Origin of the sequence: Streptomyces hygroscopicus subsp. hygroscopicus (assembly GCF_001553455.1) — a bacterium.
GTDB lineage: Bacteria > Actinomycetota > Actinomycetes > Streptomycetales > Streptomycetaceae > Streptomyces > Streptomyces hygroscopicus.
In genome coordinates this window covers 1-9,594 of the sequence record NZ_BBOX01000399.1, presented here as the reverse complement: position 1 = coordinate 9,594, position 9,594 = coordinate 1, and the positions used below count along the sequence as shown (strand labels likewise).

The window sequence follows — 9,594 nt, the reverse complement described above, 5'->3', positions numbered from 1 at the left end:
GGTGAGTTGAGTCCGCGAGCCGCCGCCCGGACGCGCCGAGCGCCCCGTTCGACACCGTGGGCCCCGATCCCGTACGGCACTGCGGGCGCGCACAGCGCCCGCAGTGATCCGGTCTTCCCCACGGGCCGGTCCGGGCTGGTGCGTCGTGCTCCAAGGGAATCCCTCGACACACCGCCGATTCAGCCGCTTTCCGTAGTCCCCTCCCGCCCACGTGTGCTTCCATGCCATGCACACGACACAACGCACGAGCGACGGGAGTGTGAGTATGGACCGGCGAGGGTTCCTCAGGGGCGCGGCCGCGCTGTCCACGGCGGGGCTGATCACCGCCGCGAGCGGTGCCGCGGCGGCCACGGCCGCCGCGCCGCCCCGGCTGCTGGCCGCCCAGGACTGGCTGTCGGCCATCGCCGACTCCACCCCCGTCCAGCGGCTGACGCTACCCGGAACCCATAACTCCGGCGCCCGCTTCGGCGGTCCGTGGACGGAGTGCCAGAACACCACCGTCGCCGACCAACTGGCCTCCGGCATCCGTTTCCTGGACGTCCGCTGCCGCGCCTTCGACAACGCCTTCCCCATCCACCACGGCGCCTTCTACCAGCACCTCAACTTCGACGATGTGCTCGGCGCCTGCCGCTCCTTCCTCTCCGCGCATCCGTCGGAGACCGTGCTGATGCGGGTCAAGCAGGAGTACTCGGAGGAGAGCGCCGCGGAGTTCCGCCGGATCTTCGACAGCTATCTGGACGACAAGGGCTGGCGTTCGCTCTTCCGCCTGGACAGCACCCTCCCCACCCTGGGCCAGGCCCGGGGCAGGGTGGTGCTGCTCGCCGACTCGGACAACATGCCGGGGGTGCGGTACGGCGACGGAGCGCTCTTCGACATCCAGGACGACTACATGACGGAGCCGATCGGCAAGTACCCGAAGATCGAGGCGCAGTTCCGCAAGGCCGCGGCCCAGCCCGGCAAGCTCTTCGTCAACTACGTGTCCACCGCCGCCCTGTTGCCGCCGCGCTCCAACGCGGACCGGCTGAACCCCCGGGTGACGTCGTTCCTGGAGGGCGCCGAGGCACAGGGCTGGACGGGGCTCGGGATCGTTCCGATGGACTTCCCGAACACCACGTCCGGCCTGGTCGACGCCCTCATCCGGCACAATCCGGCGGGCTGACCGCGGGCGGCTGTCACGGACCGGCGGTCACCGGTCGGCGATCAGCGGCCGGTGGTGCGGCGGTGGATGGTACGGCGGCGGGTGGTACGTACGACGGTGGGTGGTGGGGCCGCAGGTGGTACGAGGGCGGGTGGTGCGGCCCTCGGTGGTCAGTGCCGGGGGCCGGTGGTCCGGCGGATGACGCCGACCGCCGGTTCCGCGTAGCGCACGAGCTCCAGCGCCTGCTCGGGGAACCACTCCCCCGCCTCCGGATTGACGGTTCCCCGCTCCGGGTCCAGCGGCCCGTCCGTACCGCGCAGACACCGCCCGTCCGACTCGCCCGGCGTCTTCACCCACAGCGCGGCGTCCAGTAGCGGATCGCCCGTGTGGGTGGTGGGGCGCCTGCCCAGGCCCCGCTCCGGCGGATTGCACCATGGCTCCGCGTCGACGTGCGCGCCGAGCCGGGGGATCCAGGGGCCCCGGCCGTTGCGGCTGGTGTCGGTGACGAAGTGCTTCATCCGGGACGAGTCGCCCGGTGCGTGGGCCCGCAGCCAGCGGCGGGCATGCCGCTTGGACCAGCGCTGGTCGGCGCAGTCCTCGGGGTCGCCGCCCTCGTCGGCGTAGGCGAGGCAGGAGGAGATCAGCCGTCCGTACCAGGCGCTGTCCTGGTCGGTCTGGTAGTGGGAGACATTGAGGGCGAAGCCGGTGGCACGGTCGATCCCGGCCTTGATCAGACGGGGCACGATGCTGCTGACGGAGTGCCAGCCGGCGTGGCCCGCGTCCAGGTACACCGCCGTGTGGCCGAGCGCGGTGAGGACGTCGACCGCGTAGTTGATCTCGGAGTAGCGGGCGGCGGTCTCCGGGTCCTCGACTTCCGGCGTGTCGGTCACGTCGGCCGGGTCGCTCGCGCCGGTCGCGCCGTCCGGGTCGGGGGTCACGGGGTCGGGCTTGGGAAGCGGGGGCAGCTCGGGGAGGGTGCTGGGCTGTGCGGCGGAGGGTTCGAGCGCGGGGCTCTGGGAGGCGGAGGGGTCCGGCGCGGGGGTCTGAGGGCTTGTGGACTGCTGACCAGGTGCCTGCGGGTCGGTTGACGGGGGGTCGGTTGGCTGGGGACCGGTTGGCTGCGGGGCTGTCGGCTGCGGGTTCGCTGGCTGCGCGGCCTCCTGGGCGGTGCCCGGGGCGGCCGACCCCGTGGGCGGGGCCGTGGACGCGTGGGCGTCGGGCAGCGGCGGCAGTTCGGCCGGTTGCTCCCCGGCGGCGGGCGGCTCGTCGGCGGCGGCCTGACCGGTCTGGTCAGCCTGACCAGGCTGGTCGGCCTGACCTGTCTGGTCGTTCTGGTCGGCCTGGTCGTTCTGACCGGTCTGGTCGTTCTGGTCGTTCTGAGCGGCCGGATCGGTCTGGTCCGTCTGACCAGACGGATCCGGGTCCGCGGCGGCGGTGCAGTCGGAGGGCAGCAGCGCCAGCGAATCGGGTTCGAGGACGATCAGCGCCTGGCGGTCGCCGATGCCGTCGGCGACGGCATCGATCCACGCCTCGTACGCGGCGATGCCGTTCGCTCCCCCGCTCGAGTAACTGCCGCAGTCACGGCCCGGGACGTTGTAAAGGGTGAGGACCGGCAGCTTCCCCTGCCATGCGGCGCTGAGCGTCGTCCTGCGGACCAGCCGCTCGACCTGCTCCGGGGTCTCGTCCCCGTACCAGATCGCCTGCGGTGTCCGCACCATGGCGAGGAGCCCGGCGGAGTCGCGGAAGTCGCCCCGCCAGGCGAGCCGGGCCACCTGACGGTAGGACTCCCGGTCGGGAGGCGGGACGTAGAGGCGGGCCGCACGCGAGGACTCGTCGTCGTCCTCCCGGCCGGCCGCGCTCACCACGGGACTCATCAGCAGGGGCAGGGTGACCGCGGCCACGACGGCCGTCGACACGGTGAGAATCTTGCGTCTCTTACGCACGGGCGCACTCCAGGGGGGGCGGCAGGACCAAGGTCGATTTCTGACTTTCACTCAGAAACCGACGCCCGGCAAGGGAAGGCTCCGCCAGGTGGCGGAGGGTTTTTCCCGCCCAGGAGTGGCCTTATGTCAGACGATCCTCCTGTGATCTGATGCGATTTCACACCACCGAGCCGATCCGGTCCGGGTCCGAGGGCGTCCGGGTGTCGTGGTGGATCGGGGTCCGCGCGCCCGTGAGCGGCGTCCCGCTGCCGCCCCGGCGGCTTGCGACGATCTCGCTCGCGATGGACAGTGCGGTCTCCTCGGGCGTACGGGCGCCGAGGTCGAGCCCGATCGGGGAGAGCAGCCGGGCCAGCTCCGGATCGCCCACACCCGCCTCGCGCAGCCGCCGCAGCCGGTCCCGATGGGTGCGGGCGGAGCCCATCGCGCCCACGTACGCCACGGGCAGCCGCAGCGCCCGCTCCAGCAGCGGCACGTCGAACTTCGCGTCGTGGGTGAGCACGCACAGCGCTGTCCGGGCGTCCACCTCGGTCTTCTCGAGATAGCGGTGCGGCCAGTCGACGACCACCTCGTCGGCGTCCGGGAAGCGGAGCGCGGTCGCGAAGACCGGACGGGCGTCGCAGACCGTGACGTGGTAGCCCAGGAACTTCCCGACCCGTACGAGCGCGCTCGCGAAGTCGATCGCCCCGAAGACGATCATGCGCGGCGGCGGCACGCTGGACTCCGCGAGCAGGGTGACCGGGCGTCCGCAGCGGCTCCCCTCGGCACCGATGACCACGGTCGCGGTGCGCCCGGCGTCCAGCAGGGCGCGGGCCTCGGCGGCCGCCGTACGGTCCAGCTCGGGATGGCCGCCCAGGGTGCCGTCCCAGCCGCCGTCCGGGCGGACCAGCAGGGCGCGGCCCAGCAGCTCGGGCGGGCCGTCCACGATCCGGGCCAGCGCCGTCGTCCGGCCGCCGGCGGCGGCGGACGCGGCGGCGGCGAGCACCGGGCGCACCCCGCGATCGGCCGCCGGGACCGGGCTGACCAGGACATCGATGACCCCGCCGCAGGTCAGACCCACCGCAAAGGCGTCCTCGTCGGAGTAGCCGAAGGTCTCCCGCACAGTCTCGCCGGTGCGCAGCGCCTCCTGGCACAGCTCGTACACCGCGCCCTCGACGCAGCCGCCGGACACGCTCCCGACCGCCGTGCCCTCGCCGTCCACCGCGAGGGCCGCGCCGGGCAGCCGGGGCGCGCTACCACCCACGGAGACCACGGTGGCGACGGCGAAATCCCGGCCCTCCTCGCACCAGCGGTGCAGCTCGCCCGCGATGTCCAGCATGGTGATCAGCTCCTTGTACCGCGCGTCGACGTATCCGGGACAACACACCGGACCCGCGAAATCTGCCCCGGGGCGGCCACGCCGTTCACCCCCTCGGCACGGGGCCGCCCGCGACCGGGGGCAGCCCCCTCGGTGCGGCCCGCCCGCGCCCGGGGCAACCCGTCGACGCGACCCACCCGTGCCAGGGCCGTTCCTCGAAACGGCACCCCACGACCAGGGCCGTCCCTCGATATGGCCGCCCGCGCTCGGGGCCGTCGCGCGGGAACTGCTCATGCGGATGCCCTCCGACCACAGCCCGCCCGCGCCCCGGACCGTCCCTCGATGCGGCACACCCGCGCCCGCATCCCCCGACAGGGCCCGCCCGCGCCCCTCGACACGGGGCCGCCCGCGCCCCGGATCGCCCCCTCGACACGCCCCGCCCGCGCCCGGGTCACCCCCCGACACGGCCCGCCCGCGCAGCCCCTTCGCCGCCGTCCACCCGCGACCGGGGCTCAGGTGTCGGTCAGGTGCTCCGGGCGGACGGGGACGCGTTTCAGCGGGCGGCCCGTCGCCGCGCGGATCGCGGCGACGACGGCCGGGGTCGAGGACAGCGTGGGCGCCTCGCCGACGCCGCGCAGCCCGTACGGGGCGTGGTCGTCGGCCAGTTCCAGCACCTCCACCGGCATGGTCGGGGTGTCCAGGACGGTGGGGATCAGATAGTCCGTGAAGGACGGATTGCGCACCTTCGCCCCGTCCGCCGAGACGACGATCTCCTCCATCACGGCGAGCCCGAGCCCCTGCGCCGAACCGCCCTGGATCTGCCCGACGACCGACAGCGGGTTGATCGCCTTGCCCACGTCCTGCGCGGCCGCCAGCTCGACCACCTTGACCAGCCCCAGCTCGGTGTCGACCTCGACCACCGCGCGGTGGGCGCAGAAGGAGTACTGGACATGGCCGGACCCCTGTCCGGTGCGCAGGTCGAACGGCTCGGTCGGCCGGTGCCGGAACTCCCGCTCCAGGTCGATCGGCTCGTCGCCGAGGATCTCGGCGAGATCGCCGATCACCTCACCGCCGTCGGTGACCACCTTGCCGTCCGCCAGCCGCAGCCGGTCGGGCGCCGCCCACGCGGGGTGGCCGGCGCCGTGCCGTGCGCGGCCGCGCCGCAGCACCTCCTCCCGTACCGCCTCGCAGGTGTGCTTGACGGCGCCGCCGGTCATGTACGTCTGCCGGGAGGCGGAGGTGGAACCGGCCGAGCCGACCCGGGTGTCGGCCGGGTGCAGGGTGACCCGGCCCACGCCCAGCTCGGTGCGGGCGATCTGGGTGTGCACGGTGACACCGCCCTGGCCGACCTCGGCCATCGCGGTGTGCACCAGGGCGACCGGTTCGCCACCGATCACTTCCAGCCGGATCCGGGCCGTGGAGTAGTCGTCGAAGCCCTCGGAGAAGCCGACGTTCTTGATGCCGACCGCGTAGCCCACCCCGCGCACCACGGCCTCGCCGTGGGTGGTGTTGGACAGTCCGCCCGGCAGCGCCCGCACGTCCACGGCTCCGCCCGCCGTCTCCCAGGCGCGCTCGGGCGGCATCGGCAGCGCCTTGACGCGGCGCAGCAGTTCGGCGACCGGGGCCGGGGAGTCGACCAGCTGGCCGGTGGGCATGGTGGCGCCCTGGGACATCGCGTTGCGCTGCCGGAACTCCACCGGGTCCAGACCGAGTTCGGCCGCCACCGCGTCCATCTGGGCCTCGTAGGCGAAGCACGCCTGGACCGCGCCGAAGCCGCGCATCGCCCCGCAGGGCGGGTTGTTGGAGTAGAGCGCGATGGCCTCGGCATCGACGTTCTCCACCACGTAGGGGCCGACCGACAGGGAGGCCGCGTTGCCGACGACCGCCGGGGAGGAGGAGGCGTACGCGCCGCCGTCCAGGACGATGCGGCACTGGACGTAGAGCAGCGTGCCGTCGCGGGTCGCGCCGTGTTCGTAGCTGAGCTTGGCGGGGTGGCGGTGGACATGGCCGAAGAAGGACTCGTACCGGTTGTAAACGATCTTGACGGGCTTTCCGGTGCGCAGCGCCAGCAGACAGGCGTGCGCCTGCATCGACAGGTCCTCGCGCGCCCCGAACGCCCCGCCCACCCCCGAGAGCGTCAGCCGCACCTTGTCGGCGGGCAGCCCGAGGACCGGAGCGAGCTGATCGCGGTCGATGTGCAGCCACTGGGTGGCGATGTAGAGGTCCACACCGCCGTCCTCGGCGGGCACCGCGAGCCCCGACTCCGGGCCGAGGAACGCCTGGTCCTGCATGCCGACCTCGTAGGTGCGGCGGACCACCACATCGGCGCGGGCGCGGGCGGCGGCGACGTCACCGCGCCGGACCGGCTGACGGTGGACGATGTTGGGGTGCGGGACGTGGGCGGCGTGGCGGTCCCGGCGGCCGGGGTGGAGCAGCGGGGCGTCCGGTGCGGTGGCGGTCGCCTCGTCCACGACCAGCGGCAGTTCCTCGTACTCCACCACGATCAGGGCGGCGGCCCGGCGGGCGGTCTCGGGGTGGTCGGCGGCGACGATCGCGACGGGCTCGCCGTGGTAGCGGACCCGGTCCTTCGCGAGCACGGGCTGGTCGCGGATCTCCAGCCCGTAGTGGGTCTCGGCGGGCAGGTCGGCGTGGGTCATCACGGCGTACACCCCGGGCAGGGCGAGCGCCGGGGCGGTGTCGATGGACCTGATCGCGGCGTGGGCGTGCGGGCTGCGGAGGGTGACGCCCCACAGCATGTCCTCGTGCCACAGATCGGAGGAGTACGCGAACTCGCCGGTCACCTTGAGCGTGCCGTCGGGGCGCGGAGCGGACTCGCCGACGACCCCCCTGGGGGCGCCGCCGGTCCGGGCGAGGGGGGTCGGGGCACTGGCGGTGCGGCCGGCTGCCATGTCAGACCGCCTCCCCGGCGGTACGGGCGGCCGCGAGGCGGACCGCGTCGAGGATCTTCTCGTAGCCGGTGCAGCGGCACAGGTTGCCGGAGAGCGCCTCGCGGATATCGGCGTCGGAGGGGTCGGGGTTGCGCTCCAGCAGCTCATCGGCGGCCACCAGCAGTCCGGGGGTGCAGAAACCGCACTGGACGGCGCCGGCGTCGATGAACGCCCGCTGGACGGGGGCCAGCGGAACGGACTCCCCGGGCCGTCCCGCCTCGGCCGCCCCCCGACGGACAGCCCCGGCAGCTTCGGACTCCCCGGGGCGGACGGCCCCAGGGGCCCCGGGACCGGCCGCCTCAGCCGCTTCCGCGGTGGCGGACGAACGCCGCCGGGCGTGGTCCGCGAGCCCCTCGACGGTGAGCACCTCACGCCCCTCGGCCTGCCCCGCCGCCACCAGGCACGCACACACCGGCACCCCGTCCAGACGGACCGTGCAGGAACCGCATTCGCCCTGTTCACAAGCGTTCTTGGAGCCGGGGAGCCCCAGCCGCTCCCGCAGGACGTACAGCAGGGACTCGCCCTCCCAGACGTCATCGGCCGCGTACGGCCGCCCGTTGACCGTGATGTTCACGCGCACTGTGCGGTCCTCCCCTCGTCCTCGCGGTACGCCTCCCAGACCCAGCCGAGCGTGCGCCGCGCCATGACCCCCACCGCGTGGCGGCGGTACGCGGCGCTGCCCCGTACGTCGTCGATCGGGCGGCACGCCCCGGCGCACAGCTCGGCGAACCGGCGGGCGATCGACGGGTCGAGGGGCGCGCCGCCCTCCCAGAGACCGCCCTCCGCGAGCGCCGCGCCCAGGAACTCCTCGGCCTCCCGGGCCCGTACCGGCGTGGGCGCGGCCGATCCGATCCCGGTGCGCACGGTGCGGGTGCGCGGATGGAGCGCGATGGCGAAGGCGCAGACCGCGATCACCATGGCGTTGCGGGTGCCGACCTTGGAGAACTGCTGCGGGCCGTCCGCGCGCCGGATGTGCACCGCCCGGATCAGCTCATCGGGCTCCAGTGCGTTCCGCTTGACCCCGGTGAAGAACTCCTCGACCGGGATCAGCCGGGTGCCGCGCACCGACGCCACCTCCACCTCGGCCCCGGCCGCCAGCAGCGCGGGATGCGCGTCCCCGGCGGGCGAGGCGGCGCCGAGGTTGCCGCCGACGGTGCCGCGGTTGCGGATCTGCGGCGAGCCCACGGTGCGCGCGGCGAGCGCCAGCCCCGGCAGCTCGGTCCGCAGCTCCTCGATGACGCGGGTGTACGGGACGCCCGCGCCCAGCCGGACCGTACGGTCGGTGACCTCCCACTCGGCCAGTTCGGGGACGTGGTTGAGATCGAGCAGGTACTCGGGCCGCCGGTGATCGAAGTTGATCTCGACCATCACATCGGTGCCGCCCGCGATGGGCACGCCGGTGGGGTGCTCGGCCTTCGCGGCGAGCGCCTCCTCCCAGCCGGCGGGGCGCAGGAAGTCCATGGGTCTCTCTTCTCGAATCGTCGGCGTCGGTGTCGTCGGGAGGGCGCTCCCCTCCGAGAACTCTGCACGCGGCTCCACGCCAGTAGACCGGGGTGTGGGCCACCTGGTGCAGTCACCGAAACCATGAAGCAATTGGCTGGCCAGCGGCCGGGTCTTGTAGATTCGAACGAACGGCGGGGCACCGAAACCTCGCCGTATGGGAACCGCAACACGGGACGAGATCGGCTGGCATCACATGCGGCTGCGAGCACTGCTGGAGAACGACGCCCTGGGGCTGCGCCTGCTCGGCGGCGAGGCCGAGCTGGACCGCACCGTGCGCGGCGTGATGACCACCGATCTGCGCGACCCGAGCCGCTATCTCTCGGGTGGTGAGCTGGTGCTGACCGGGCTCGCCTGGCGGCGTGACCCGGCGGACTCCGAGCGGTTCGTCCGCATCCTCGCGGCGGCCGGGGTGGCGGGTCTCGCGGCGGGCGAGGCGGAGCTGGGCGCCGTACCCGAGGATCTGGTGCTGGCCTGCGGACGGCACCGGCTGCCGCTGTTCTCCGTCGTCGAGGACGTGGCGTTCGCCACGATCACCGAGCATGTGGTGCGCCAGGTCTCCGGTGAGCGGGCCGGGGATCTCGCGGCGGTCGTCGACCGGCACCGCCGGCTGATGTCGTCGGGGCCCGCGGGCGGCGGCCCCGAAGTCGTCCTGGATCTACTCCGCTCCGACCTGGACCTGGCCGCGTGGGTGCTCTCCCCCACCGGCCGCCGGATCGCGGGCCCGGCCGCCGCCGGAGCGGCCCCGGAGCCGCCCGCGGCGGTCCGCGC

Annotated in this window: 7 protein-coding genes; 2 read left to right on the top strand and 5 right to left on the bottom strand. The window is 73.8% G+C overall.

From position 1 onward, the window contains the following. Nucleotides 1–265: 265 nt before the first annotated feature. Nucleotides 266–1,159, top strand: a complete 894-nt coding sequence (locus AXW62_RS33325) for a phosphatidylinositol-specific phospholipase C (protein ID WP_060947756.1) — start codon at nucleotides 266–268, stop codon at nucleotides 1,157–1,159. Nucleotides 1,160–1,308: 149 nt separating this feature from the next. Here AXW62_RS33325 and AXW62_RS47285 read toward each other — a convergent pair whose 3' ends face one another. From AXW62_RS47285 to AXW62_RS33300, 5 genes are all read right to left on the bottom strand, one after another. Then, a complete protein-coding gene (locus AXW62_RS47285) occupies nucleotides 1,309–3,081 on the bottom strand; it encodes a glycoside hydrolase family 6 protein (RefSeq protein WP_060947755.1) in 1,773 nt (590 codons plus the stop codon). Between the two features lie 157 nt (nucleotides 3,082–3,238). Next, on the bottom strand, nucleotides 3,239–4,396 hold the full coding sequence (locus AXW62_RS33315) for an XdhC family protein (protein WP_060947754.1): 1,158 nt from the start codon (nucleotides 4,394–4,396) through the stop codon (nucleotides 3,239–3,241). Between the two features lie 491 nt (nucleotides 4,397–4,887). After that, on the bottom strand, nucleotides 4,888–7,284 hold the full coding sequence (gene pucD, locus AXW62_RS33310; protein ID WP_060947753.1) for a xanthine dehydrogenase subunit D: 2,397 nt from the start codon (nucleotides 7,282–7,284) through the stop codon (nucleotides 4,888–4,890). Between the two features lies 1 nt (nucleotide 7,285). Further along, a complete protein-coding gene (locus AXW62_RS33305; protein WP_060947752.1) occupies nucleotides 7,286–7,903 on the bottom strand; it encodes a (2Fe-2S)-binding protein in 618 nt (205 codons plus the stop codon). Further along, the gene (locus AXW62_RS33300) at nucleotides 7,894–8,784 is read right to left on the bottom strand and encodes an FAD binding domain-containing protein (protein ID WP_060947751.1); all 891 of its coding nucleotides are present in this window, start codon (nucleotides 8,782–8,784) and stop codon (nucleotides 7,894–7,896) included. Before AXW62_RS33300 ends, AXW62_RS33305 begins: the two co-directional genes overlap by 10 nt. A 235-nt stretch (nucleotides 8,785–9,019) precedes the next feature. On the opposite strand from AXW62_RS33300, the gene AXW62_RS33295 reads away from it, so the two are divergent. Continuing rightward, a partial coding sequence (locus AXW62_RS33295) for a PucR family transcriptional regulator ligand-binding domain-containing protein (protein ID WP_169808191.1) occupies nucleotides 9,020–9,594 on the top strand: 575 nt, incomplete at its 3' end.